The sequence below is a fragment of the Methanoculleus horonobensis genome, assembly GCF_001602375.1.
GTDB classification, from domain to species: Archaea; Halobacteriota; Methanomicrobia; order Methanomicrobiales; family Methanoculleaceae; genus Methanoculleus; species Methanoculleus horonobensis.
Genome location: NZ_BCNY01000015.1, coordinates 534,788 through 560,058 on the forward strand (window position 1 = coordinate 534,788; position 25,271 = coordinate 560,058).

General features: G+C 62.9%; 28 protein-coding genes and 1 tRNA gene. 15 read left to right on the plus strand and 14 right to left on the minus strand.

Translation table 11 applies throughout. The annotated features are described in order from the left end of the window. Positions 1-50: 50 nt before the first annotated feature. The 5 genes from MCUHO_RS10435 to MCUHO_RS10455 all read left to right on the plus strand — a co-directional run bounded on the left by MCUHO_RS10435 (position 51) and on the right by MCUHO_RS10455 (position 4,649). Entirely contained in the window at positions 51-1,442 is a 1,392-nt protein-coding gene (locus tag MCUHO_RS10435) for an aspartate kinase (protein ID WP_067077973.1), read from the plus strand. Next, positions 1,432-2,430 carry a phosphoribosylformylglycinamidine cyclo-ligase gene (gene purM, locus MCUHO_RS10440; RefSeq protein ID WP_084385997.1) on the plus strand — a complete coding sequence of 333 codons (999 nt, stop codon included), beginning with the start codon at positions 1,432-1,434 and terminating at the stop codon, positions 2,428-2,430. Before MCUHO_RS10435 ends, purM begins: the two co-directional genes overlap by 11 nt. A 102-nt stretch (positions 2,431-2,532) precedes the next feature. Next, a complete protein-coding gene (locus MCUHO_RS10445) occupies positions 2,533-3,636 on the plus strand; it encodes a DUF362 domain-containing protein (RefSeq protein ID WP_067077980.1) in 1,104 nt (367 codons plus the stop codon). Position 3,637: 1 nt separating this feature from the next. Continuing rightward, positions 3,638-4,207: a flavodoxin family protein gene (locus MCUHO_RS10450; protein ID WP_067077983.1), complete on the plus strand. Its 570-nt coding sequence runs from the start codon at positions 3,638-3,640 to the stop codon at positions 4,205-4,207. Between the two features lie 94 nt (positions 4,208-4,301). Then, the gene (locus tag MCUHO_RS10455) at positions 4,302-4,649 is read left to right on the plus strand and encodes a 4a-hydroxytetrahydrobiopterin dehydratase (RefSeq protein WP_067077986.1); all 348 of its coding nucleotides are present in this window, start codon (positions 4,302-4,304) and stop codon (positions 4,647-4,649) included. Here MCUHO_RS10455 and trxA read toward each other — a convergent pair. Continuing rightward, on the minus strand, positions 4,646-5,062 hold the full coding sequence (gene trxA / locus MCUHO_RS10460) for a thioredoxin (protein WP_067077989.1): 417 nt from the start codon (positions 5,060-5,062) through the stop codon (positions 4,646-4,648). The genes MCUHO_RS10455 and trxA overlap by 4 nt on opposite strands. Positions 5,063-5,199: 137 nt before the next feature. Between trxA and MCUHO_RS10465 the strand changes: the two genes are divergently transcribed. Further along, positions 5,200-5,274, plus strand: a tRNA-Met gene (locus tag MCUHO_RS10465). Between the two features lie 213 nt (positions 5,275-5,487). Here the strand turns inward: MCUHO_RS10465 and purF are convergent. The 3 genes from purF to MCUHO_RS10475 are packed head-to-tail and all read right to left on the minus strand — an operon-like array spanning position 5,488 to position 7,358. Next, positions 5,488-6,924, minus strand: a complete 1,437-nt coding sequence (gene purF / locus MCUHO_RS10470) for an amidophosphoribosyltransferase (protein WP_067077991.1) — start codon at positions 6,922-6,924, stop codon at positions 5,488-5,490. Between the two features lie 9 nt (positions 6,925-6,933). Then, the gene (locus tag MCUHO_RS12440; RefSeq protein WP_011843084.1) at positions 6,934-7,116 is read right to left on the minus strand and encodes a 50S ribosomal protein L37e; all 183 of its coding nucleotides are present in this window, start codon (positions 7,114-7,116) and stop codon (positions 6,934-6,936) included. Between the two features lie 14 nt (positions 7,117-7,130). Then, positions 7,131-7,358 carry an LSM domain-containing protein gene (locus MCUHO_RS10475; protein WP_011843085.1) on the minus strand — a complete coding sequence of 76 codons (228 nt, stop codon included), beginning with the start codon at positions 7,356-7,358 and terminating at the stop codon, positions 7,131-7,133. A gap of 108 nt (positions 7,359-7,466) precedes the next feature. Here MCUHO_RS10475 and MCUHO_RS10480 point away from each other — a divergent pair, with 108 nt between their 5' ends. The 4 genes from MCUHO_RS10480 (at position 7,467) to MCUHO_RS10495 (ending at position 9,229) form a co-directional block, all read left to right on the plus strand. Continuing rightward, positions 7,467-7,964: an RNA-binding protein gene (locus MCUHO_RS10480; RefSeq protein WP_067077993.1), complete on the plus strand. Its 498-nt coding sequence runs from the start codon at positions 7,467-7,469 to the stop codon at positions 7,962-7,964. Between the two features lie 50 nt (positions 7,965-8,014). Continuing rightward, entirely contained in the window at positions 8,015-8,392 is a 378-nt protein-coding gene (locus MCUHO_RS10485) for a cell division protein SepF (RefSeq protein WP_067077995.1), read from the plus strand. Then, on the plus strand, positions 8,392-8,919 hold the full coding sequence (locus MCUHO_RS10490; protein ID WP_067077997.1) for a ZPR1 zinc finger domain-containing protein: 528 nt from the start codon (positions 8,392-8,394) through the stop codon (positions 8,917-8,919). The genes MCUHO_RS10485 and MCUHO_RS10490 overlap by 1 nt, the downstream gene beginning before the upstream one ends. A gap of 76 nt (positions 8,920-8,995) precedes the next feature. Next, positions 8,996-9,229 carry a hypothetical protein gene (locus MCUHO_RS10495; RefSeq protein WP_067077998.1) on the plus strand — a complete coding sequence of 78 codons (234 nt, stop codon included), beginning with the start codon at positions 8,996-8,998 and terminating at the stop codon, positions 9,227-9,229. A gap of 40 nt (positions 9,230-9,269) precedes the next feature. Here MCUHO_RS10495 and MCUHO_RS10500 read toward each other — a convergent pair whose 3' ends face one another. The 9 genes from MCUHO_RS10500 to MCUHO_RS10540 form a co-directional block, all read right to left on the minus strand. Then, positions 9,270-9,749: a GNAT family N-acetyltransferase gene (locus tag MCUHO_RS10500; RefSeq protein ID WP_067078859.1), complete on the minus strand. Its 480-nt coding sequence runs from the start codon at positions 9,747-9,749 to the stop codon at positions 9,270-9,272. A 10-nt stretch (positions 9,750-9,759) separates the two neighbouring features. Then, on the minus strand, positions 9,760-11,163 hold the full coding sequence (locus tag MCUHO_RS10505) for a PAS domain S-box protein (RefSeq protein ID WP_067078001.1): 1,404 nt from the start codon (positions 11,161-11,163) through the stop codon (positions 9,760-9,762). 28 nt (positions 11,164-11,191) lie between these two features. Continuing rightward, positions 11,192-12,484: an ATP-binding response regulator gene (locus MCUHO_RS10510; protein WP_235808245.1), complete on the minus strand. Its 1,293-nt coding sequence runs from the start codon at positions 12,482-12,484 to the stop codon at positions 11,192-11,194. 31 nt (positions 12,485-12,515) lie between these two features. Beyond that, positions 12,516-14,822: a hybrid sensor histidine kinase/response regulator gene (locus MCUHO_RS10515; protein ID WP_067078007.1), complete on the minus strand. Its 2,307-nt coding sequence runs from the start codon at positions 14,820-14,822 to the stop codon at positions 12,516-12,518. Between the two features lie 11 nt (positions 14,823-14,833). Continuing rightward, positions 14,834-17,215 (minus strand): methyl-accepting chemotaxis protein, encoded by a 2,382-nt coding sequence (locus tag MCUHO_RS10520; protein WP_067078009.1) that lies wholly within the window; start codon positions 17,213-17,215, stop codon positions 14,834-14,836. A 130-nt stretch (positions 17,216-17,345) separates the two neighbouring features. Beyond that, positions 17,346-18,326 carry a chemotaxis protein CheW gene (locus MCUHO_RS10525; RefSeq protein ID WP_067078011.1) on the minus strand — a complete coding sequence of 327 codons (981 nt, stop codon included), beginning with the start codon at positions 18,324-18,326 and terminating at the stop codon, positions 17,346-17,348. A gap of 65 nt (positions 18,327-18,391) precedes the next feature. Further along, positions 18,392-19,252, minus strand: coding sequence for a DUF4097 family beta strand repeat-containing protein (locus MCUHO_RS10530; protein ID WP_067078862.1), 861 nt, complete (start codon positions 19,250-19,252; stop codon positions 18,392-18,394). Positions 19,253-19,284: 32 nt separating this feature from the next. Continuing rightward, positions 19,285-20,121, minus strand: a complete 837-nt coding sequence (locus MCUHO_RS10535) for an ABC transporter permease (protein ID WP_067078014.1) — start codon at positions 20,119-20,121, stop codon at positions 19,285-19,287. A 4-nt stretch (positions 20,122-20,125) separates the two neighbouring features. Then, a complete protein-coding gene (locus MCUHO_RS10540) occupies positions 20,126-21,076 on the minus strand; it encodes an ATP-binding cassette domain-containing protein (RefSeq protein ID WP_067078017.1) in 951 nt (316 codons plus the stop codon). Positions 21,077-21,413: 337 nt separating this feature from the next. Between MCUHO_RS10540 and MCUHO_RS10545 the strand changes: the two genes are divergently transcribed. Next, positions 21,414-21,908, plus strand: a complete 495-nt coding sequence (locus tag MCUHO_RS10545) for a hypothetical protein (protein WP_067078020.1) — start codon at positions 21,414-21,416, stop codon at positions 21,906-21,908. Between the two features lie 120 nt (positions 21,909-22,028). Here MCUHO_RS10545 and MCUHO_RS12665 read toward each other — a convergent pair whose 3' ends face one another. Further along, entirely contained in the window at positions 22,029-22,229 is a 201-nt protein-coding gene (locus MCUHO_RS12665) for a hypothetical protein (protein WP_153020039.1), read from the minus strand. Positions 22,230-22,431: 202 nt separating this feature from the next. Between MCUHO_RS12665 and MCUHO_RS12795 the strand changes: the two genes are divergently transcribed. From MCUHO_RS12795 to MCUHO_RS10565, 4 genes are read left to right on the plus strand one after another with little or no spacing between them, the layout of a single operon-like run. After that, positions 22,432-22,596, plus strand: a complete 165-nt coding sequence (locus tag MCUHO_RS12795) for a hypothetical protein (RefSeq protein ID WP_161485898.1) — start codon at positions 22,432-22,434, stop codon at positions 22,594-22,596. Between the two features lie 5 nt (positions 22,597-22,601). Then, positions 22,602-23,900, plus strand: coding sequence for an arginine deiminase family protein (locus MCUHO_RS10555; RefSeq protein ID WP_067078864.1), 1,299 nt, complete (start codon positions 22,602-22,604; stop codon positions 23,898-23,900). A 4-nt stretch (positions 23,901-23,904) separates the two neighbouring features. Next, entirely contained in the window at positions 23,905-24,849 is a 945-nt protein-coding gene (gene arcC, locus MCUHO_RS10560; protein ID WP_067078026.1) for a carbamate kinase, read from the plus strand. A 60-nt stretch (positions 24,850-24,909) separates the two neighbouring features. Next, positions 24,910-25,248, plus strand: coding sequence for a DUF5518 domain-containing protein (locus tag MCUHO_RS10565; RefSeq protein WP_067078029.1), 339 nt, complete (start codon positions 24,910-24,912; stop codon positions 25,246-25,248). The last annotated feature ends 23 nt before the right edge of the window (positions 25,249-25,271 follow it).

Genomic DNA, 25,271 nt, shown 5'->3' on the forward strand with positions numbered 1-25,271 from the left:
AATACCATAAAGTAATTGCAGGGGACTAGTGAGCCAGAATGAGGCTTTTAATGAAATTTGGCGGCACTTCCGTCGGAGAGACGGACTGTATCGGGAGGGTCGCGGATATCGTGGAATCGCATCGTAGCGCAGGCGACGAGGTCGCGGTAGTCGTATCGGCATGCTCGGGGGTCACCGACCAGATCATCGCGGTGACCGACGAGGTCATGGCAAGCAAGGAGCAGCCCCGGATCGAGAAGTTTCTCTCGGCGATACGGGAGCGGCACACCCGGCTCCTTGACAGGGTGGCGCCCGACCACGCCCGCGAGGTGACCGCGGTCATCGACGACCGGCTCACCCGGCTGCAGAACATCCTCACGGCGGTGCATACCTTAAAGGAACTGACCCCCCGGTCCCGCGACTACATCATCTCCTTCGGGGAGCGGCTCTCCGCACCGATCGTCTGCGCCGCCCTCAAGCAGCGCGGCATCCCCTCGGTCGTCCTCGACGGCGTCGAGGCCGGGATCGTCACGACGGGGAATCACGGGGACGCCCGGGCCCTCCCGGTCAGCGAGGAGAACATACGTGCCCGGGTCGCCCCGCTGCTCGCCGATACCGTCCCGGTGATCATGGGGTTCATGGGAGCGACCGAGCAGGGCGTCGTCACCACCCTCGGGCGGAGCGGTTCCGACTACTCGGCCGCCGTCGTCGGCGCCGGGATCGATGCCGACGAGATCTGGATCTGGACCGATGTCGACGGGGTGATGACCTCCGATCCCCGGATCATCAAAGACGCCCGGGTGCTCGACGACATCTCCTACCTCGAGGTGATGGAACTCTCCTTCTTCGGCGCGAAGGTTCTTCACCCACGATCGATCGAACCCGCGATGCAGAAGAATATCCCGATCCGGGTCAAGAACTCGTTTAAGCCCGATGTCCCCGGCACCCTCGTCCTCCGGGACAAACACCAGGAGAAACGGGTGGTCAAGGCCCTCGCCCTGATCGAGAAGGTGGCGCTCGTCAACATCAACGGCGCCCAGATGGTCGGCCGCCCCGGCGTGGCGAAGACGATCTTCTCCGCGCTCGCCGAGCGAGAGGTGAACGTCATGATGATCTCGCAGGGTTCGAGCGAGGCGAACATCTCCCTCATCATCGACGAGTCGCACCTGGACGCCGCGATCGCCGCCCTCAACCCGATCGTGAAACTGGGTGTCGTCCGCGAGGTCACCTACGACCGGGACGTCGCCGCGGTCGCGGTCGTCGGTGCGGGAATGGCCGGCACGCCCGGAACCGGCGGCCGGATCTTCGCGGCGATCGGCCGGGCCGATGTCAACATGATGATGATCTCGCAGGGTTCAAGCGAGGTGAACGTCTCCTTCGTCGTGAAGGCCGGGGATGGAAAGCGTGCCCTGCAGGTGCTGCACGATGAATTCCGGCTATCGGAGAACTCAGATGACTACTGAAGAACATACCTACCGCGAAGCCGGGGTCGATATCGACCTCGAGGCCCGGGCGGTCCGGGCGCTGATCGATTCCCTCACCTACCGGAGATCCGGCGACTTTTCGATGCTCGGGAAGGTCGGGCACTTCGCCGGACTGATCGACTTCGGGCCGTATGTCCTCGCGCTTGCCGTCGACGGCGTCGGCACGAAGATGCTCGTTGCCGACGTGCTTTGTGACTGGAGCACCGTCGGGATCGACTGCATCGCGATGAACGTCAACGACCTCTACGTGATGAACCTCGAGCCCGTGGCGTTCGTCGACTATATCGCGACCGATGCGCTCCTGCCCGAGAAGATGGCCCAGATCGGCGAAGGGCTGAACGAGGGGGCGAGGCTTTCGAACATGAACATCGTCGGCGGCGAGACCGCGACCCTCAAGGGGCTCGTGAACGGTCTCGACCTCGCGGGAACCTGTCTCGGGGTTCAGAAGAAGGAGAAGATCGTCACCGGCGAGGGGATCGTTCCCGGCGATCTGATCGTCGGGGTTCCCTCGAGCGGCATCCACAGCAACGGTCTGACCCTTGCCCGGAAAGTCGTCGAGGACTGCGGATCCTACGAGACCCGTCTCTCGAACGGCAAGACCCTCGGCGAAGAACTCCTGACGCCGACCCGGATCTATGCCGAGGTGCTCCGGGTGACGGAGGCCTGCGAGATTCACGGGATGTGCCACGTCACCGGCGGCGGCCTCCTGAACTTCAAGAGACTCAGCGAGTACGGGTTCTCTTTCACCGATCCTCTCGAAGTCCCCGAGATCTTCTCCTGGCTGCAGGAGAACGGGAAGATCAGTGACGCGGAGATGTACCGGACCTTCAACATGGGCATGGGCTACGCCTTCGTCGTCCCGGCCAAAAGCGTCGCTGCGATCCGGGCAATCGTCCCCGGCGCCCGGGTGGTCGGCGAGGTGACGGAGGAGCCCGGCGTGCGGTTGAAGGGTGTGGAGATCCGGTGAAGGTTCCTCTTCCCCCTCTTTGAACGGTTCCCGGACCACTGGAACCCGGCGCAATTCTTATCCTCCGGCAGCCAGAGAGTACCCGCAAGGGAGCAGAGATCGATGGCAGACGTCTATTTTGCCGGTATTCGGGCACGCGGTCACCAGGAGAGCAAAGTCGCGAAGATTCGCCGTCTCTTTGACGCGGCCGGGTTTGACGCGGCTGTCCGGCCGGGAGACCTTGCGGCCGTCAAGCTGCACTTCGGCGAGCGCGGGTGCGACACCTACACCCACCCGCTCTTTGCCCGGCAGGTGGTCGATAAGATAAAAGAGCGTGGAGCGCAGCCGTTCCTCACCGATACCGCCACCCTCTATGCCGGGAGCCGGGCCGACGCCGTCCGGCACACCGTCACCGCGATCGAGCACGGGTTCGCCTACGCGGTGGCCGGCGCCCCGGTCATCGTCGCCGACGGCCTCACCGGCGGGTACTGGAAGGAGGTCGCCGTCGGGGGGAAGCACTTTGAGCGCGTCCGGGTTGCCGGGAGCATCCTCGACGCCGACAGCATGATCGTCCTCTCGCACGTCAAGGGCCACGACCTCGCCGGGTTCGGCGGCGCGATCAAGAACCTGGCGATGGGCTGCGCCCCGCCGACGGGAAAGGCGGAGCAGCACGCGGGGCGGCCGTTCGTGGAGGTAGAGCGGTGCGGCGGGTGCGGGAAGTGCACCACGGTCTGTCCACGGGCGGCGATGACCCTCGCCGACGGGCGGGCGGTGCTCAACCCGGAGCACTGCGTCGGGTGCGGCGACTGCATGCGCTCCTGCCCGACAGGCGCGATCGAGTTCGACTGGACGACGGAGATCCGGCCGTTCATCGAACGGCTCTGCGAGTACGCCCTCGGCGCCGTTCGCGGCAAATCCGGGAGGGTCGGCTACATCAACTTCCTCCTCAACATCACCCCGGACTGCGACTGTGTCTCCTGGAGTGATGCGGCGGTCGTCCCCGATATCGGGATCCTCGCCTCCACCGACCCGGTCGCGATCGATCGCGCGAGTTTCGACCTCGTCAACAGCGAGCAGGGGTTCTCCCGGACACAGCTCGGAGGGAACTTCGCTCCTGGAGAGGACAAGTTCAAGGGGGTCTGGGACTACACGGACGGCAGGTACCAGTTCGAGTATGCGGCTACCATTGGGCTCGGGGATGCCGATTACCGGCTGATCGAGGTGTGAGATGACGACCGGAAGAGTTGTGCTGCTCTGCGGGAGCCCCCGGCCCGGGGGGAACACCGCAAAGGTGCTCGGGGAGTGCGCGAGAGTCCTCGAGCGCGAGGGTATCGAGACCGAGACCGTCTCGCTCGAAGAGATGCGTATCCTCTCCTGCACCGCCTGCGGGCTCTGCACCAACGGGGAATGCGCCCTCGATGACGGCCTGAACGAGATCATCGAGAAGATCCGGGAGGCCGAGGGGTTCATCGTGGGAACCCCGGTCTACTTCGGGACGGCGCGGGGCGACGTCACGGCGGCCCTGCAGCGGATCGGGATGGTCTCGATGGCGTCCGACTCCTTCCTCTCGCGGAAGGTGGGCGGCCCTATCGCCGTGGCCCGGCGGGGCGGGCATACCGCCACGCTCCAGGAACTGCTGATGTTTTACCTCATGAACGATATGATCGTGCCGGGTTCGACCTACTGGAACATGGTCTTTGGGAGGACGCCGGGCGAAGCCCTGGGCGACGAAGAAGGGATGAAGACGGTTCGGCGGTTCGCCGAGAACGTTGCATTCCTGATCAAGAAACTCGGCTGAACCCCGAGGATCTCCTGCCCGGCGAGAGAACGGGAACGTCTCCCCGGACTATACGGGGAATAACCTTTTTCATCCTCTCCGATGAGGGATCAGTATGGATCTTTCGTCTGAGGCGATCGTTTTGGATGTCGCGGATACGGCGCCGTTGACCCGGCGGGAGATCGCCGACCTCCTGCCGGAAGTCCCGGACTGGTCGCTCGAAGAGGGGCGTCTTACCACCCGGTTCGCCTGCAAAGGGTTCGATGAAGCGGTGACGTTCCTCAACGAGGTCGCCGAATTTGCCGCGCGAGAGAACCATCTCCCGGATCTCGGCATCCACGCGGGCCGGTTCGTGGATGTCGCCTGGTATACCTACGCCATCGGCGGACTCTCCCGGAACGACTTCATCATGGCCGCACGTCTCTCCGAGTGGCTCCGGTGCCGGCAGGGGGGTTTCCTCTAGCCGGTGCCGAACGCCCGCATGACCCGTGTTCTGATGGCCTCTTTCGGGAGCGCGCCGACCACCCGGTCGACCAGCATGCCGTTCGCGAAGAACAAGAGCGTGGGTATCGCCGTTATGCTGAAACTCGACGCGATTTTGGGGTTTTCGTCGACGTTGCACTTGCCGAAGGTCACCCTGCCGGCGAAGTCCCGCGCAAGGTCCTCGACGACCGGGGCAACCATCCGGCAGGGGCCGCACCATTCCGCCCAGACGTCGATGACCAGGGTGGGGTGCTCCTGCAGGGTATTCTGGAACGCACCATCGGCGATCTCGATGACGCCGCCCGGTGTTCCCGTGAACCGTTCCTCGAGTTTCCGGAGACGTTCTTCCCGGAGACGCTGCAGTTCGTCGTCAAGCGGCCTTTCTTCTTCCATATGACGGAAGTATGCCGCTCGTTCATATTAAATGATTAGCCCCGCACCAGGCACCGGTGTCCCGGGACGCGCACCCGTCCGGCCCGCACAAAGGTATATATCTCCCAAAAAACAATGCATATACCTCACAGGACAGAAGCGAGGTGGGGTAGTCAGGATATCCCGGCGGGCTCATAACCCGTAGATCGATGGTTCAAATCCATCCCTCGCTATGAGAGACTCTCTTGCGTTTTTGCAGCTTTTTCTTCGTCATCCATCTCCTGCACCTTTGGGGTTCTTTCACCTGACGGGAGTGCACGCCGAGATTCGATCTGCCCAAAATAGGGGTTTTGACCCGCGCAAAACGTGTACGGGCTCTTTTTAACCCAGAAGAGGGAAAAAATCCCGGCGTGCCGGAAAAAGAGATGGTGTTCCGGAAAGGCTGTTTACGTCCGTTCCTTCCCGGCCTTGAAGGTCGAGAGATCGGACTGGTGGGTGCCGGCCACGTAGTCCACGACAGAGTGGCAGCTCTTCTCCCCGTTGATATCCACCGGGTAGCACCCCGTCAGGCACCCGGTGCAGAGGTTCCGTTCGCCGCACCCGATCGCCTCCACCAGGTCATCGAGCGGGATGTAGGTGAGCGACGTCGCACCGACGCTCTTGCGCACCGTCTCGATCTCCTTGCCGCTCGCGATCAGTTCCGTGCGGGTGGGCATATCCACCCCGAGGTAGCAGGGGGCGATGATCGGCGGGGAGCCGACCCGGAGATGGATCTCTTCGGCCCCTGCATCCCGGATCATGTTCACGATCCGGCGGGAAGTCGTCCCCCGGACGATGCTGTCGTCGATGAGCACCACCCGCTTGTCCTTCAGGTTTCCCCGAACGGTGTTGAGTTTGATCCGGACCGCCCGCTCCCGCTGCTCCTGGGTCGGCATGATGAACGTCCGGCCCATGTAACGGTTCTTCATCAGCCCCTCGATGAACGGGATCCCGGACTGCTCGGCGTAGCCCGCGGCATACGCGATCCCGGAGTCGGGGACCGGACAGGCCGTATCGGCTTCGACGGGATTCGCATCGTAGAGTTTCTGCCCGATCCGGCGCCGGACGTCGTAGACCAGCGTCCCGTCCATCACCGAGTCGGCGCGGGCGAAGTAGACGTACTCGAAGATGCAGTACGCCTTCCGGTTCGTGGTCGCGATCTGGGTGGAGGTGAGCCCGGACTCATCGATCCGGATGAGTTCGCCGGGACGCACGTCCCGGATGAACGTGCCGTCAAGCGCATCGATCGCCACGCTCTCCGACGCCACGATGTAGCCGTTCTCGAGTTTCCCGATGCAGAGCGGTTTGATGCCGAGCGGGTCGCGGAAGGCGTATACGGTATCGTTCAGGAGCGCCACGGTGGCGTAGGAACCCCGTAGCCGCCGCATGCAGAGCAGGACGGCATCCTCCATGCTTTTGGAGGTCCGGAGCGCATCGGCGATGATGTTGCCGATGATCTCGGTATCGGTCGTGGTGCAGAAGATCTGCCCCCGGTGCTCGTACTCCTCGCGGAGTTCGGCCGTATTGACCAGGTTGCCGTTATGGGCGATCGAGAGATCGAGCCCCCGGTACCGGAAATTGAACGGCTGAACGTTCTCCGGGACCTTTGACCCGGTTGTCGGGTAGCGGACGTGTCCGATTCCGGCGTTCCCCCGCAGATCCTGCAGGGTCTGACTGTTGAAGACCTCGGCGACGAGCCCCTGGGCTTTGTGCGTGTACAGGGTCGTGCCTTCAAAAGTAGAGATCCCTGCGCTCTCCTGCCCCCGGTGCTGGAGAGCATACAGGGCGTAGTACAACGGAAACGAGACACCGCCAGCATCGACGATGCCAACGATACCACACATGATGCAGCTCTAATGCGTCGGTACCTTTGCCTTCTTCTCCGTCCAGCGGTAACTGCGGATTCTCCGGCTTTTGCCGAATCCACAGGCCGCACAGACCTTGTGCTGTGCGTGGAACGAGATCTTGCCGCATCGCCTGCAGGCGATGTGAGTACGCTTCTGGCGTTTGCCCATCGATGGTGTGCCTTTTGACATTTTCTCACCTAATGTTATTCGACTGAAGGGGTAATGTAGATCACATTGTCACCGCGGACGATCAACGTGCCGAGTTTCTGCGCCGCGCCGTCCACTTCTTCTTCTGCTTTGTCCAATACCAGATTCATGTGAACGTCGTATCCCTGGAGGATCCCCCGGATCTCTCTCCCACCTTTCAGGCTGATGATGACGGGCTGACGATTCAGTACCTGATCTAAAATATCCAACGGTCTTGGCGTCATATGATTACCCTTTGCCGTCCATTCTGGAGTAATATATTTGAGTGAGGAAGCTACTTAAATATAACCGCGTTGCTGCGCGAGAGTCAGCGCATCCCGAGGTTTCAAGACATGGCAAGGATTACTGTAAAAAAGCGTCACGTCATCCGGAAATCACAGATAAGCGAACTTCTCGAGCGGCTCGCCGACGAGATCGGCAGATCGGCCGACCTCTTCCGGTCGGACAGGATCGAGCGGGTGGAGACGGATGCTCCCGTCGGGATCTACCTCGTCGATAAAAAGCCCCTTCTGATGGGGGCCGAAGATTGGGCGTTTCCGACCCTGCGGGGGCTCGTCGAACACCCGATACCCGAGAGGCGGGTGGTGGTCGATTCCGGCGCGGTCAGGTTCGTTGCAAACGGCGCGGATGCCATGCGCCCCGGGATCGTATCGATCTCGCCGGACATCCGTGCGGGGCACCCGGTGCAGGTCGTCGAGGAACGGCACGGAAAACCGCTTGCTGTGGGGATTGCGCTCTACGATGCAGCCGATATGGAGCGACAGGAGAAGGGCAAGTCCGTTAAAAGCGTCCACTACGTCGGGGACGATCTCTGGAATCTGGAGATCTGACGGAGAAAATAATGGATACTATTAAATAAAATTCATTCCTCAATTTTTCTATGGTTAAAAAACTCTTTGACAGCATCCTCGGCAAAAGTCCAGCACGGAACGAAGAGGACTACATGGAACTCGATCTCGCCTCCTACGAGGGTTCGAGCGACGAAGAGCCGGCATCCATGTACATCAAGATCGCCACCATCGCCGATCTCAAAGATACTCCCCGCGTCAAAGACGAAGTCTACAACGGTAATATCGTCATCGTCGACATCGGGCGGCTGAAGATGGATAAGGTGACGTTCGAGCGGGTCTTAAAGGATCTTCGTGACGTCGCGAAGGACGTGAACGGCGACATCGTCGGCCTCGGCGAGCAGAAATACGTCGTTATCACGCCCATGTCCGTCAAGGTCTCCCGCGAGAAGATCGGCGGGGGCCTCTAGTGCGGGAGTCCCATCCGGGAACCTGTCCCGCCTGCGGGGGCGAGATCCGGATCGTCCATCACCGCCTTGACATCCCCCACTTCCCCGACATCCTCCTCGTCTCTATCGCCTGCGAGGCCTGCGGCTACCGGCACACCGACACCATCATCCTCGGGGAGGGCGACCCGGTTCGGTGGACGGTGCGTGTGGAGGAGCCCGAAGACCTCGCTATCCGGGTGGCGCGGAGCACGACCGGGAAGATCGAGATCCCGGAACTCGGCCTCGCGGTCGAACCCGGAACCGCCTGCGAGGGCTTCGTCACCAATATCGAGGGAATCCTCTCCCGTTTCGAGCAGGCGGTGGAGACGATCCTCGCGAACCCCGAGAGCGAAGACGAGCGGGCGGCCGCACTCAGGATGATGGAGACGATCGCCGCCGCACGGGAAGTGGCCTTCCCGTTCACGGTCATCCTCGAGGATCCTGCCGGAAACAGCGCGGTCGTCGGTGAGAAAGCCGAAAAGATGCTCCTTGATCAGGAAGAAGCCTGACCCTTTTTTCCAACCCCGTGAGGGTTAATCTGAAATAGAACCTCCCCCATACGGCAGCGCCGTGGGGTGAAGAGCAATGGCAACGATATCGGTAATGAAGTGGGAGAGCGAACAGGACGTCGATAACGCCGTCCATGACATAAAAGCGGAGATGGACGAGCGAGGCGGGCTCACCAAGGATACCGAACGGGCGATGCAGCACTCGTTCCTGGTGGCTGATCCGGACCTCACGAACTACTTCCTGCGGACGGTCAGGGCGCAGGTTCCTGAGGCGTTGCGCTACTTCGAGGAGCGCGGCGGCGGAGCGTAGGACAAGGAGCCTGAACGCCGGAAGTTCGCGAGGCGCCGGGTTACAACCCGGCTCTCCTGAGCATCGGCCGGACCTCGGCGCCCTCCATGTTCCCCGCAGCCCAGGTGTAACGCTCCCGGATTCCGGGGGGGAGGTCGCGTTCCGGTATTGAGATGAACCCGAACTCCGCGTAAAACCTGGTGAGGCTCTCGACCGCGTACATGTAGAGGTCGTCGTTGTGGCAGGCCGTGACCAGGGCGGTCATCGTCGTGCGTCCATATCCCCTATTGCGGCAGTCTTCGGGCGTGAAGACGCCGTCGACCTCCAGGCCGTCGGGATGCCTTCTGCACCGGGCGAGGGAGACGATCTGCCCTGCAAGGAAGGTCGCGAAGATCCGGTCCCGTGCGGGATCGCCGGCCGTGCCGTGATACTCGCGCCAGATCTCGTCCGCGGCGGAGAACTCCGCGCTTGTCAGTTCACGGACGTCCGGTCGGATTCCGGTCGACGTTCTGCCCGGTTCTGGAAGAACAGCAGTTATCATACCTTTCACCTCAGACAACCCTGTAGCCCTCGGACGGCACCAGGATCTCGAATTTCGCCCCTGTTCCGAACGTTCCGGTCTCGCGGATCGCGATCCCGGTGATGGCAAGTATCTCGTGGGCGAGGAAGAGCCCGTGCCCGTAGCCCTCTGCCTTCTGCGCAAAAAGACCTTCCTTCTCTGCGTCGGGGATACCGGTTCCGTCGTCCTCTACGATGACGGCACACCCGTCCGGGCGCAGCTGATACGTGACGACGATCCTGCTCGCCTTCGTCGCCGGCGCGAGCGAGTTCTCGAAGAGATGGATGAAGACCGTCGCGAGGTGGGGGTCGGCGAAGATCTCGAGCCGTTCCGTCCACGCGTCGAGGGAGGTGTCCCTGAAGGAGAGGCTGGCGGCTGCCTTCCTGACGGCCTGCTGCACGGGGATCCATGCCGGCGGCGATGTCCCGATGTCGCGGAACTCGCGGGAGATCTCGATCTGTCGCCGGATCCCGTTTGCGGCATCGTTTAAGTCGTCGATGAAGGAGAGTATCTCGGGGTCGTCGAACTTCATCGCACCCACCGAGAGGTGCCCGTACAGGACCGCAAGCCGGTTCGAGAGATCGGTGCGCAGGATTCCCGTGAGGATGTTGAGCTGGCGGCCGGCGTTCTGCAGTGCGGCCTCCGTCATGACCTCGTCGCTGACGTCCCGGATGGACTCGATCGCTCCGGTGACCCGTCCGCTCCGGTCGAGAAGCGCGGTCGCCGCGAACCTGATGTGTGCCCCCCGCCCGCCCCTGAGAAGGGGGGTGTAGATCTCCGCGACAAGGACGTCGCCTCTTCTCCTGACCGACGGGTACGCTGCCTCGGGATCGCCCTGGAGGATCTGGTTTGCAAGCAGCGGGCGCTGTTCGCCGTAGAAGGGCACGGCGTACTCGTATTCCCCCCGGCCGAGCATGGCTTCTTTCTTCACCCCGGTCATCTCCTCGATCGCGCGGTTCCAGGCGATGACCTCTCCCGTGCGGTCGATGGCGAAGGTCGCATCGGGCAGGAACTCGATGATCTGGTTCATCTGCTGCTCGGACTCACGCAGTTTCGTTGCGAGGTACGCAACCACGCCGCCGATGAGAACGAGGAGGATCGCCCGCAGGAGGATGGTGAAAATCAGCAGAGGGGCTGGCGGGGAGAGGAAGTAGGTCGTGACGGCGTAGATGGATGCGAAGCAGACGGAAAAGAGGATGCCCCGCCGCGGATACCAGTAACTCGCGAGGATGATCGGGATGGTGAGCGGGAGGGTGGGAAGGGGGAGAAGGCTCTCCGGTGCACCGATGACCATGGCAAGCAGGTTCCCGCCGAGGGTCAGCACGGCTAGCCCCGCGATGATCGCGATGCGGCGCGTATCGGTGACAAGCGCGGCCTGAATGTCGGTGACGTTCATGAGGGAAGCCTGCGGATATCGTCTCGGTTCATTCGGTCTGCCGGCCGGGAGCGCGGATCACCTTTGCCGGACAGAAGATCTCGAATCGTGCTCCGTTCCCGGGGATCCCCGTCTCCTGGATGGTGATCCCGGTTATGGCCAGGATCTCCCGCGCGAGGAAGAGGCCGAGTCCGGTATTCATGCCGTGTGCGTAGGTGAAGATCTTCTCCTTCTCGTCGGCAGGAACCCCCACCCCGTTATCCTCACAGAGGATGGTGTAGGTCTCTCCATCCTGTTTGAGGCTGAAGGCGATGGTGGTGACCGTCTCCCCGTATCGTAGCGCGTTCTCGATAAGGTTCGAGAAGACCTTCTCGATGAGCGGGTCGGCGAAGATCTCCACCCCCGCCGGAACGGCGTTCTCAAGGGTTACCTTGCCCGTCGAGATATATTTCTCCGACCGCTCCACAAGCGTCCTGATCTCCTGCCAGGTTGGAGCCGTCGCCCCCACCTTCTGGTACTCGGCCGTAAACCGGACGGTGTTGTTGATACGGTTCACCATCTCGGCAGCGCTCTCGACGTGGCGCCACGCGTTTGCCGGTTCACGCTCGCGCAGCACCTGCGCGAGGTCGAGATATCCCCAGAGCGCCGCGAGCTGATTTAAGAGGTCATGGCGGGTGATGCTTGCCATGAGCTGGAGTTTCCGGTTGGCATCCGCAAGCGCTTTTTCCACGCGGCGGCGTTCCTGGTTCTCGGCGGCAAGGCTCTCGTTGCTGCGCGAGAGATCCGCGACGGCGTCCTGGAGTTGTTCGTTTAAGGAGTGCAGCTGCTCCTGCGCCTCCTGGAGTTCGGTGTTCTTCGTCACTGCGACGGTGTATGTCGAGAGAAGGGTGTTTAAGATCTTGAGCCGTCCTGCGGCGATGGTATAGGTGCTGCCGGCGAAGGGAATCTCCAGTTCTGCGGGAGAGTCTTTTGGTTCGGGAATCTCCCGCGTCCGCATGACGGCCTCGATCTGGGAGCGGACGTGTTCCGGGTCGATGGGTTTCACGATGAAACTGTCTGCTCCCGATGCAAGCCCTTTTAAGACGTCGGCGGGATCGAAGAGGTTGGTGACCAGGATGACGGGTGTATCCGGGTTCTGCTGCTTGATCCGGCGGCAGAGTTCGTACCCGTCTATTCCGGGCATCATGATGTCGGTCAGGACGATATCGGGCATATCGATCTCCATCCTCCGCGTCGCCTCGGTGCCGTCGGCGGCCAGGGCGACCTCGTATCCTTCCGTCTCGAGGACGTGGCGAATGAACTCGGCCTGCGTCCTGCTATCCTCTACCACCAGAACGCTCATTCTCGTTCTTCCCTCATGCTTCCCTTCCATATCATCGCTCCTGGAGTTCTCCCTCGCGGCGACGCATCAGGCGCCGGACCATCTTGAGAAACTCTCCTGCCTCGAAGTTCTTCTTGACGATATATGCGTCCGCCCCGACCGCCTTTCCTCGTTCCCGATCTTCGGGCGAATCGAGCGAAGTGACCAGCGCCACCTGAATCCCGGCAAGGTGCCCGCCTTCGGCTCGTATCTTCTCGGTGAGCGTAAACCCGTTCATCCGGGGCATATCAACATCTGAAACGACCATATCAAACTCATGCTGCTTAAGCCTTGCGAATGCGTCGATCCCGTTGGCGGCGGTCTCCACCTGATATCCGGCCCCTTCAAGTATCTCCTGCAGCAGGGCACGCGACGTAACCGAGTCCTCGACGACCATGACCCGGCGCTCTGCCTCCCATGGCAGCATGGATGTCGATGCCGATCGCTCCGCCTGCATCGCGTCCTGGATCAGTTCGAGAGGGTCGAGCACGAGCGCCAGATGGCCGTCCCCGAGGATCACCGCCCCGTCGATCCTCCGCACGGAGATGAGCTGGCTGCCGAGCGGCCGGACGACGATCTCCTGCACCCGGATCACTTCATCGACCATACAGGCGATCTGCCCGGCCCCGTACGCGATGATGACAAGTGGCTTCGGCCGCTCCCCCGGTGCGACGGGGCCGGACGGGGGGATGCCCAGGGCATCGGTGAGCCGGATGACCTCGATCGTCTCGCCTGAGAACTGGATCGTCGCCCGGCCCTTAGAGGCGGTCAGGGAATCCGGCCGAACCCGGAGAACCTGCTTCACCTGCTGCATCGGGAGGACATATATCTGCCGTTCAGAGCGGACGAGCAGCCCGCGGAGGGTGGCCATGCTCACCGGAACGGTCAGGGTGACCGCCGTCCCTTTGCCGACGGCCGAGGAGATCGTCACCTCCCCCCCGAGACGGGAGACGGTATCTTCCACGATTGCAAGCCCGAGCCCCCTCCCCGAGAGATCGGTGACGATCCGGCTCGTGGTCATTCCCGAGCGGAAGATGAGCCAGATCGCCTCGCTGTCCGTGAGGCTTGCCTCCTCGTCCGCCGTGATCACCCCGCTCTCGACGGCGGTTCTCCGGATCGCGCTGCTGTCGATGCCGGCGCCGTCGTCGGCCACCTCGATGCCGACCCTGCTTCCCGACCGGGGGAAGACCCGGATCCGCACGGAGCCGGTGGCCGGTTTCTGCCGCTCCCTCCGGAGATCCGGGCTCTCGATGCCGTGATCGATGCTGTTCCGTATGAGGTGCATGATGGGGTCTTTCAACGCATCGAGGATACGCCGGTCGACCTCGATCTCGCCGCCCTCGATCGTGAGGTCGACCGATTTCCCCGAGGAGCGGGAGAACTCTCTCACGAACGCGGAGAACGGGGTGAGTATGGCTGAAGCCGGGAGGAGTGCGGCATCGTGGACGAGGTCGGATATCTCGGAAGTGCTCGTCTCGAGTGCCGACCGGTCGATCTCCATAAAACGCAGGTGCGAGGCGAGATCATGCTGGAGATTGGTCACGAACTCGCGGTTGTACTCCAGGAACTCGACTGCCCGCTGGAGCGGCAGGACAAGATCGGGAGGAATCGCTGCCTTCTCTTCCCCGAAAGCCCTCCTGCGGATCGTCTGCAGGTCGTTGAACGCCTGAGAGTGGTTCCACTGCCAGAGGGAGAAACGGGTCATCATCTCCTCGAGCTCGCGTATCCTCTGCGTGATGAAGAGCCGGGTCGTGAGGAGACTGTCGGCTCCGGCGGTGAGTTTGTCGAGTTTGTGGGCGGCGATCCGCACCGTGCCCCGGTCGCCCCTCTGTTCGCCGCCGTTATAACTCCAGGCCGTCCCGGGAACGTGGTTCTGGGCAGTCGAACCCGGTTCGGCCGGGCGGCCTTCGGGGGAACCGCTCCGGGCAGTCTCCTTCCCGCCGGGGATGGCCCGGAGCGCCCCGTTGATCTCCGCCGGAGAGACATCGGGTCTCTCTTCCCGGATAAGACTCCTTATGACCGCGATTGCCTGGTGAAAGAGGTCGAAGCCGTCCGCTTCCGGGACGTACTCACCCCGCTTCACAAGGGAGAAGACGGTCTCGAGGTTCTGGCAGATGGACTCGATCTCCCGGAGGTTGACCGCGCGCGATGCTCCTTTCAGGCTGTGGACCGTCCGGTAAACCTGCTCTACCAGCTCGGGCGTCGGCCCGGCCTTCTCGAGCGCGATCAGCCCCTCGGTGATTGTTTCAAGGTATCCGTCCGCCTCCTCGCGGAACGTCTCCAGGAGACGGGCACGGAATACGTCGTCCGATCCGGTCATGGCAGATCGCGTTAGACCCGATACTGCTGGGTGATCCTCTTTAAGCGGGCCCCGAGCTCGTGCAGGTCCTCGGCGGTCTTTTCCGCCTTATGGGTGGTCTCGAGGTTCTTCTGCGCCGCGTCCCGGATATTCTCCATCGCGCGCGAGATCTGGTCGACCCCCGATGCTTGCGTCTGGATCGAGGTGGCGATCTCGATGACCTCCTGCGAGGTGTCTGCTATCGACTGGGCAAGCACCTCGATAACCTCCTGTGCGTTGCTCGTCAGCTGGGCCGCGCTCGCGACGGACATGATCCCCTGCTCGGTCGAGACCGCGGTCGAGGAGACCCCCTGCTGGATATCGGTGAGGATTGCCCGGATGTTCGAGGTCGCTTTCTTAGACTGCTCGGCAAGGTTATGGATCTCGTTTGCGACGACGGCAAACCCTTTCCCGAACTCTCCGGCCTTTGCGGCCTCGATGGAAGCGTTCACCGCGAGCAGGTTGGACTGCTCGGAGATGTCGTTCACGGTCGCGATGATCTCACCGACGGCCTGGCTCTGTTCGGAGAGCCGGATGACGCTCATCCGGACGAGATCCATCTGCCGCTGGATCTGGTTCATACCTTCAAGGGTTTCGCGCACGGACTTCTGGCCGCCTTTCGAGACCTCCAGCGCCCGCATTGCCTTCTCGGAGACATCTTTCGTCTTCTGATTTACCAGTTCGGTCTTCTTCCTGACGCTCTCGACCGAGTCCGAGGTCTCGTTCACCGTCGTCGCGGTCTGGGAACTGGCCGCGGCGAGCTGGCTCGTGACCGCCAGGATCTCGTTTGAGGCGAGCGAGAGAACCGAGACGCCCTCGTATAGTTCCTCGCTGATCAATTTCATCAGCCGCGAGAGTTCGATCCCGATGGTGTTGAGGGCGTCGCGGTAGGCGACGAACTCTCCGGCGACCGGGATCTTCTCGTCGAACCGTGCGGTGAAGTCGCCGGAAGCGTAGAACCGTGCAAGCCGCATCGCCTCGTTCACCGGCTCGGTGATCGACTCGAGGGTCTTGTTGAACCCGGCGATGATCATCCGGTAGCCGCCGCGGAACGCCTTCTCGTCCCCGCGGATTGAGAGATCGCCTGCACGGGCGGCGTCGGTGAGTTTGAGCGTCTCTTTGTGGAGGTGGTCGAGCGACTGGACCATCATCGCGAGTGCGGGTCGGATCTCGTCGCCTTCGTCGGCGACCGGGAACTCCTGGACATACTCGCCGAGAGCGATCTTTTTGAGGTTCCCGACGACGTTCGTCTGGAGATCGCCGGCGAACTCGTCCATTGTTCTGGCCATGACCCCGATCTCGTCCTGCCGCCTGATGTTGAGCCGTGCGGAGAGGTGGCCGTTACGGAGCTCTTTGAGCATCAGCACGACCTGCTGCAGGGGATCGGAGATCGAGCGGCCGAAGAGGATGGCGATCGCGACGCCTATCGCGATGGATGCGAGGACGACGATGATGATGGTGTTCCTGATGGTGTCTATCGGCCCGGTGAAGTCGGAGAGTTCGGCACGGGAGACGATGTACCAGTCGAGCGGTTCGTAGTAGGTGTAGGCGTCGATGATATCGGTACCGTCGATCTGGTGACGGATGACCCCGACCTGGTTCTCGATCATCTCCTGGACGAACTCTTCGCCGGCCCAGTTCTCTCCCTCCTCGGACGGGTGCACGAGCAGCTGGCCGTTGCTGTCGACGACGAACATGTAGCCGTTTCTGCCGATGACCGTCTCTTTAAGGCTCGACTTGACGACGTCGAGCGTCTCCTGCTCCTCCGTCCCGACGAAGAGAACCCCGACGATGTTTCCGCGGCTGTCCTTTATCGGCTCGTACGCGGTGACGTAGCGCTTGCCGAAGAGATCCCTGCTCCCGTAGTAGGTCTCCCCCTGGTTCACCACGACGTCGTAGACGTTCTGGGTCAGTTCGGTCCCGACTGCCCGCGCCCCGTCATTTCCGATGACGTTTGTGGAGATCCTGACGGCATTGTCGTCGTAGACCTGGAAGACCGTCGCCGCGCCGCCGACCAGGGACTGCACCTGGTCGACGATCTCGAAGTTGTCGTTGATGACGTACGGGTTGCCGGTGCCGTCCACCAGGGCCAGTTTCCCGTCGATGACCTCGGGAGTCCCGCGAGCGTAGAAGTTCTCGTGGAGAACGTTGAGGTCGCTGTTCACCTTATTGCGGGTGAGTTTGTAGACATCGTTGGTCCATCCCCGCGCGTCGTGCACCTGTGTCTCGAGCAGTGTCTCGATCTGGTCGTTGATCACACCGCTCGAACTGGTGTACGCCACTATACCGAGCATAAGCGTCGGGATGATCGCCAGAAATAGGCAGATGACGAGGATCTTCGTCCCGACTTTCATGTCTGAAAAAAATGTGAGCATGATACTTCCGTTCCACTCGCTCCTGTACGACGACTTAATAGATTGATGCACACTTGGGGTTAAATAATGATCTGTCCTGCGAATGGCGCTCCTGTGTTCCCGTTCCTCATAATGAGCGTGTAATGTCGGTTTATTTTCGGGTCTGGTCAACCCCCAGCGCGGGGTCGGCGAGGATCGCCGCCGCATCGAGGACGAGCACCGATCCTTCCGTGACACCCAGGAGGTAACGCTGGGGGATCGGGGTCGTTCCGGGCTCTATGGGGGAGAACGGGTCGACCGGCCGGATGTAGATGTCCGTGATGTAGTCCGCAAGAATCCCGAAGGTCACCGTCCCGTCGGAGAGGACGATGACCCGGTTGAGGTCGGTCAGGCCGCGCTTCGGGATCCCGAAGAGCGCGCGGAGATCGACGACGGAGATGATCTCTCCCCTGACGGCACAGATACCGACGATGAAGTCGGGCACCCCGGGAACCGGGGTGATCTCGTGCATGATGAAGACTTCGCGGATGTACTGCGTCTTGATGGCATACTCCTGGTCAGCGAGCCTGAACGTGAGGAGTTCCGAGAACGGGGCCTCGCCGCCCGTCTCCTCTTCCGGCTGCGCGAACGCCCGCGCCCGTTCCGTAAGGATCTCACCGATTTTTTCGGCGTCGTAAGGCGGCGTCTCCCCGCCGGTGCCGGTCGTGCCGGTCGGAAGAGGGTACTGCGCGGTCTCTTCCCCTGCAAGGAACGCACCGAGATCGTAGATGATGATATCCCCGTCTTCGGTCCGCAGCACGCCGGGAGGAGAGGAGGCGTCGGTTTCCGGCGGGAGTTGCACCCGGCTCTCCTGCACTCCCCGCACCCCGTCCGCCCAGAGGGCCACGCATTCCCGGGAGGGGTGAGCGATGACGAGGACGTCGGTGGGGAGAGGAGGGCGGTCGGGGAGTCCGAGGAGACTCCGGAGCGAGTAGACGGGGACGGCTCTGCCGTGCAGATTCATGATTCCCGTTTCCCCGCGGCGTTTGCCGGTCCCGGGCTGGAGTTCCACCATGCCGACGACCTGCCGGGTCTCGGCGAGGGGGAGAGCACAGGCCAGCCCCTCAACGGTAAAGAACAGAAGATGCGTCATGGCGGATCATCGGATGTTCGAAGATTTGTCCCGGGTGAATAAAAGGTTACGGGGGGCCGTGCCGGTCAGGGTCCGAAGAGGTCGATGCCGGCGTTCGAGGTTCTGACGCTGACGGTCGGGCCCCCGGCGCCGAGCGTTCCCGAGACCGAGGTTCCCGTCGACTCTTCGAGCTGGAGCATAAGATTATGAACCGTTATCCTGCCGTTCGAGGTGGTGGCGGCCACCCGGGCATTCAGATCCTCTGCGAACCTGAGCGTGATGCCGGCGTTGCTCGACGATACCGTCATGTCTCCCCGGATGGCGGGTATTTCGGCGGTTATTGCTCCGTTCGAGGTCGCGAGACCCGTAATCCCTCCGCAGTCCTCCACCGTGATGCCGGCGTTGCTGGTCGTCGCCATGACATAGCCCTCGACGCCCGAGAGTTCGATCCGGCCGTTCGATGAGGTTGCCACAAGATCGCCGCCGGGGGCGCCGTTGACGGTCACCCGGCCGTTCGACGTCAGGAGTTCTGTTTCCGTAACCCGCACTCCCGAGAGTTCGATCCTGCCGTTCGAGCTCTCGACCCTCTGCAGGACGACGGTCGGGGGCAGGGATATCGTGTAGTCGACACTCACCCGCGGGTTGAAGCCGGTGTGCACCGTCTCTACCCGCAGTGGGTCGCCCTCCGTCACCTCGATCTCGACCTTATCGAGTTCGCCCCGGCCGTAGACGGATCGCTTGACCGCCGTGATAAGGACGTCATTCCCCTCGCGGACGGTCACGGCGACGTTTCCGTTGTGATTGATCACGACGATACTGCTCTCAGGCTCCACCGCGACCGTCCGGTCGAACTGCTCCGTCTCCTCGACGCCCGGCACCCCGGTGCATCCGGAAAGAGCGGTGGCGAGGACGACAAGGGCAAGTACCGCGTATACGGTTCGCTGCATGCTCATCCTCTCTGCTTCATAGGAGATTACCCTTATGTCACGACGGCCTTCTCAAACGTCCGCCGGGCAAGGAGATACATCACCGCCGCAAAGACTGCCAGGTACGCGAACGAGGTGAGGACGTCGGTCGTGGTGGAGGTGTAGCGGGCGCCGACGGCGAAGAAATCGCTTCCGAGAGCGAAGTAGCGGATCCCGTTGACCAGGTGGGTCAGGGGGTTGTAGGTCGAGAGCACCTGCAGAAACGCCGGGAACGCCTGGATCGGGTAGAGGGCGTTCGAGACGAAGAAGAGCGGCAGGGTGAGGAGCGTCATGATCCCCTGCAGCCCTTCGGGGCTTTCGAGGCGCATCGAGATGGTGGAGGAGAAGAGCAGGAACCCGAGCGAGAAGGCGCCGACGAACGCGAATATGCCGAGGATCGAGAGGGCGATCCGGGCGGCCGGGTACCCCGGGAAGAACTCCACCCCGAGGAGGAGGCCGAAGGCCATGATGATCGAGACCTGGATGAACGATTTCGTCATCCCCGAGAGGCTGACCCCGAGCATGATATGCGTCCGGGGCATGGGGCTTGCCAGCATCTCCCGCATCAGCCCCCAGTTCTTGTCGAAGAGGAGGCTCATCCCTCCAAAGAGGCTCGTGAAGAGGGTCGTCATCGCGATCACCCCGGCTGCCATGAAGGTGAGGTAATCGAGGGGGATGACGCCCGCCGGGGCCGGGATCGACGATGTGAACCGGTCGAAGTTCGAGGACATCGCGACGCCGAAGAACGCCATCCAGAGCGCCGGCTGCAGGAGCGACGAGAAGAGCTGCGTCCTGAACCTGACGAACCGGATCATCTCCCGCCAGTAGACGGTAAGGAATTCCCATGCCATCCGTTCATGCCCCCGCGTCGCGCAGTTCTCTTCCCGTGTAGTGGACGAAGACGTCGTCCATCGTCGGTTTCTTCAGGTTCACGTTCGAGATGGTGATCCCGGCGTCGCGCACAGCATCGATGATCCGCGGAAGGCAGTGGCTCCCGTCGGCCGAGATCGTGACCGAGAGGCCGCGGGGCGACTCCTTGACCGACCGGATCTCCTCGATCCCCCAAAGAGATTCCCTGGCCGTTCTGTCGTCGTCGGTCTCCAGGTAGACGACGTCCTCGCCGAGGGCGTTCTTCAGTTCGGCCGGGGTTCCGGAGACGACGATCCTGCCGTGGTCGATGATGCTGATCCGGTCGGAGAGCATATCGGCCTCTTCCATGTAGTGCGTCGTCAGAAATATCGTCGTCCCGGCCTCGTTCACCTGCCGGATATAGTCCCAGATCCGCATCCGCGTCTGGGGATCGAGCCCCTGCGTCGGTTCGTCCAGGAAGAGCACCCCGGGCTGAGTCATCAGGCCGCGTGCGATCTGAAGCCGTCGTTTCATGCCGCCGGAGAGGTTCTTCGTCCGTTCGTCCCGTTTGAACTCAAGTTCGACGATCCGGAGCAGATCGTCGATCCGGCGCCGCCGTTCTTCTCGGGGGATGCCGTAGAGCCGGCCGTGGAACTCCATCGTCTCCCGAACAGTGAGATCCCGGTCGAGCACGTCGTCCTGGAAGACGATGCCGATCGCCTTCCTGACCTTTCTGGGCTCCCGTGCGACGTCGTAACCGGCCACCCGCACCGCACCCTTCTGGACGGGGAGGAGGGTTGTCAGGATGTTGATGGTGGTGCTCTTCCCCGCGCCGTTCGGGCCGAGAAACGAGAAGATCTCGCCTTTTTTGACGGTAAAACTGATGCCGCGAACCGCCGTGAAGTCGCCAAACGCATGTTCGAGGTCTCGCACCTCGATGATATCATCTCCTCCCATCGATCGCCATCCGCTCCTTTACCCTTCATGCATGATGCCGTCATATCTCCTTTTCCCTCCCTGGATGCGGCAGCCTTTGCGTGAACCCTGCAATCCCCCGTCCTCCCCCGCCGTCTCTTCGGGGTACCGGCCGGGGCGGCAAATGCATCCCGGCGTCCCTTCGGCGGCCGGGCCGTATAGATATCCTGAAATACCAGAACCGGCCATCCATCCTCGGAGACGCGATGCGCGGCAGCAGTTTGCTGACCTATAACGGCGATGAGCGGGCTCGCTCTGCATATAGCATCGCTCACGGGGCATGCGCACCGGAGCGCGAAGAGCGGGCGGGAGGTGTCCGGTGACCCCGCGCCTCCGGACGATCCTTGCTCTTCTCCTCGGAACACTGGCTCTCACCGTGCCGGCGGGCGCGCTCGTGGTCGAGAACGCCGACCTGACCCCCGCGGAGGTGAACCTCTTCTTTGCGATGCGGGAGTATACCCTGACGTACAACGAGTACGCCGACCGGCTGCCGGGATGGGTGACCGGGCCGTTTGCTGACGAGACGGTCAACCTCTACGTCATCTCTCCCGACGGCGTGCTGGTCATCGGGATCACGTTTCACGACAAAAAGGTCATCCAGTTCGACGCGAAGGGCTGCCCCGACCCGATCGTCACGGTGACCACCGACGCCGCGACGGCGGAGGAGGTCATGATCTCCGAGCGGCCGTTCGACACCTTCCGCGAGGCGATGCGGAGCGGCACGGCCACGATCGAGGGGAAGAACCTCATCGGCACGCTCCGGACGGGGATGGTTCGGTTCGGGTTCTGGGCGATGGACGTTATCGGGATGTAACAGTCATCCCTTTCGCGGTTTCTCGAATTCTGTTCCGTCGAGGCGTCGTTCCCGGGCGGTGCAGACGAACGGCGCAGTCTCACGCGGAAAAAGAGGGGGCGGACCTGCATCCGGAGAACGTCACAGCCCCACGAGGCGTATACATGCTCCGATGGTCAGCCCCGACATGGAGGATGTTGCCGAGAGGGCCGCGAGCACGGCGGCGTTCATCACCGGGCCGATCCTGAGCGGGGTGTACGTCGGGTTGCGCTGCAGTCTCCGCACTATCCGAAACGGTTTCGCGGTCGTCGAGATTGGGGGTTTGTATCGTCTGATCCTCACGTGGACACCTCCTTGTGCCGGATAAAGCACTGGCTTGATTGTGGGATCGTTTCACCGGATGATAACTTTTGTGGTTTTGCTCTCCGATCGGCTGGTTACGGGCGCTTCTGAAGCCCTGAAACCCGATTTTCTGCCTCGTTTTGTGGATCCCGGCTCCGATCCGCGACAGGTTTATCCGTTCTCCGGGAGAGGGACTCTTCCGATGCATCGATATGCGAAGCTCCTCCTCTACGGCATGCTTGCGTTCATCGTCTTTGCCGGCATCAGTTTCACCATCGGCGGCCGGGTGAACTGGGTGCTCGCGGCAGCGACGGCGATCGGGGTGATGATCGCTTACTTCTTTGCCGCTCTCCGGGGGGAGAAATGAGCCGGATGGCGACGGGAGTGCGGGCGGAGTGGGAGCACCTCCGGACGGTGGTCGTTCACCGACCGGGGATCGAGATGTTCTTCGGGCTGCTCGAACCGTATGCGGCGCTCTACGAACGGGCGTTCAGCCGCTACGAGGCGCGGCGCGAGCACGACTCTCTCCAGCGCACGCTCAGGGAGGAGTTCGGGGTTCGGGTGCTGCGGCTCAAGGAGACGATCCTCGATGCAGCCGATCGCGACCCGGCGGTGCGTCGGCGGCTCGTTGATCGGGCGCACGAGACCGTCGTCGTCCGGGGCGGCAGGAGGGAAGTGGCGGAGGCCAGGCGGAGCATGGAGCAGAACGCCGATGCCCTGGACTCGCTGCACTTCCTCACCCTCCTGCTCCTGAATCCGGTCATCGACGTGGGCAGGAGGGGTGCCGGCGGCGGGGTGGATGTCCATATCCTTGAGCAGACGCCGCTTGCAAACCTCTACTTCATGCGCGACCAGCAGGCGGCGACCCCCCGCGGCCTCGTCGTCGGCCGGCCGGCAAAGCGGCAGCGGGAAAGGGAGCCCGAGATCACCCGATTCCTCTGGGAGATCCTCGGTATTCCCATCGTCGGGACGGTCGAGGCGCCGGGGACGTTCGAGGGCGGCGACTTCATGCCGATGGGGGAGTTCGCTCTCGTCGGCACCGGGGACCGGACGAACCGTGACGGGGTATCCCGGTTCCTCGGTCTTGCCCCGGGGTTCGACGAGATCGGCATCGTTCACCAGCCGGGCCATCCGCTCATCCCGGGCGACCGGCCCGACCCGATGGTCGACATGCACCTCGACACCTACTTCAACGTCGCGGGAAGCGGGGTGGTGCTCGGTTCAGAGCGGCTCCTCCGGCGGGCACAGGTCGAGGTCCGGCACCGGTCGGAAGGGGGCTACGAGCCTTCCGGCGAGACGACGACCCTCTATGACTACATCCGGTCGAAGGGGTTCTCCGTGATCGATCTCTCTATTCTCGAACAGCTCTCCTACGCCGCAAACGTCCTCTGTGTCCGGGACGGGAGCATCCTCGCGGTGGAGGGGGAACGGGTGATGCGGACGGTGCTCCTTAACCTGGAGCGGAAGGCCGCCCATGACCCGCAGCGCTACGGGCGGCTTTTACGCCACGCGGAGGAGGACTACCGCCGGATAACGAATGAAGGGCGGATCTTCCCGCACAAGCCGGAGTTCTCCCGGCACGGCATCGAGGTCTGCCCGCTGCACCTCGAGAACCTGACGGGGGGCTACGGCGGCCCCCACTGCATGACATGCACGCTGGAGCGGGGGTGACGGGATGCCGGGAAAAGGTGTGGTGATCGCGCTCGGCGGCAACGCCATCCTGCAGCACCGGGAGACGGGGACGGCCGAGGAGCAGTTCGCAAACGTCAGGCAGGCATCGCGGCGTATCGCAGAGATCGTGGCCGAAGGCTACGCCGTCGCCATCACGCACGGGAACGGCCCGCAGGTGGGGGACATCCTCCTCAAGAACGAAATTTCAAAGGATACCCTCCCGCCGATGCCGCTCGACGTCTGCGGGGCGGAGAGCCAGGGGATGATCGGCTACATGCTCCAGCAGTCGATGCAGGAAGCGCTCCAGGAGGCCGGGCTGGATCGCCCGGTTGCGACGGTGCTCACCCAGACCCTGGTCGACGGCGACGACCCTGCGTTTGAGAACCCCGAAAAACCGATCGGCCCGTTCTACACCGCGATGCAGGCGAGGAGGCTGGAGGGGGAGAAGGGCTGGCGCATGGTGCAGGTTCCGGGGCAGGGTTACCGGCGGGTCGTCCCCTCCCCGCGCCCGATCGCCCTCGTGGAGGAGCGGGCGATCGCCCGCCTCGTCTCGGCCGGGGTGATCGTGATCGCCGCGGGCGGGGGCGGCGTCCCGGTGGTCGCGGACGGCGGGGGCAGCCTCCGGGGGGTCGAGGCGGTCGTGGACAAGGACTACACCGCGGCGATCCTCGCCCGGCTCGTCGGTGCCGAGGATCTCCTGATCCTGACCGACGTCGAGCGCGTCGTCTTGAACTACGGGCGGCCCGACCGGCAGGAGATCGACGAGATGACGGTTCGCGAGGCGCAGAGCCACCTCGCGGCGGGGCAGTTCCCTCCCGGGACGATGGGGCCGAAGATCGAGGCGGCCGTCGGGTTCCTCGAAGCTGGAGGGAAGCGGGTGATAGTCGCATCGCTGAAAGACGCCTCCAGGGCGCTTGCCGGGCGGGCCGGAACCCGGCTTCGCCCGTGACCGGTCACCCTCCCCAACGCTTATATACCACGTTCTCGAATTCCCCGCGGTGATAAGGATATGGCGGATAACTTCTGGACAGGAGTCATCGTCGGGTGGCTCGTGGGGCTTATTCTCGGCTTCCTGCTGCCGGTCATCGGACCGTTGATCGGCGGGTTCGTTGCCGGCTGGATGGTCAGAGGCGGGATAGGGAACGGTGCAAAGGCCGGACTGCTTGCCGGCATCCTCGGCGCCATCGTCATCGCGGTGCTGCTTCTCATCGGCGGCACGGTTCTCCTCGGGGCGTTCGGGTTCATCACGGGCCTCGGAACGTCGCTCGTCATCATCGTGATGGCGTTCGTCTACCAGGGCCTTCTCTCCCTGCTCGGCGGCGTCATTGCCGGGGCGATCCGGCGGTAATCGGAGGTCGAACGCCGGGGTCT